The sequence below is a fragment of the Microbacterium sp. GbtcB4 genome (assembly GCF_019091465.1).
Classification (GTDB): Bacteria; Actinomycetota; Actinomycetes; order Actinomycetales; family Microbacteriaceae; genus Microbacterium; species Microbacterium paraoxydans.
On sequence record NZ_JAGXJJ010000265.1, the window covers coordinates 1 to 255 of the forward strand.

Below are 255 nucleotides of genomic sequence, written 5' to 3' on the forward strand. Positions count from 1 at the left end.
GTCCCCGCGAACTCCTCCTCGCCGGCGATCGTGAACGGCACCTGCACCGTCGTGACCGTCGCCGGGACCTCGTCCGTGAGCTGCTGCTCACCGAACACTCCGGACGGCACCGCGAAGGTGAGGGTGGCGCGGCCGCCCTCGTCGGGGGTGTCCACGATGGTCGGGTCGACCGTGCCGGCCGCGAGCTGGGGGTCTCCGCGCGACTGCGTGGCCGCTCCCCGTGCCGCCTCGCCACCCCTGGAAGCCAGCGAGGTG

The 255-nt window shown here is 74.1% G+C and carries 1 protein-coding gene; it reads right to left on the minus strand.

From position 1 onward, the window contains the following. Positions 1–255: hypothetical protein (locus KVS71_RS17870; RefSeq protein WP_217585205.1), on the minus strand; the 255-nt coding region annotated here is incomplete at both ends.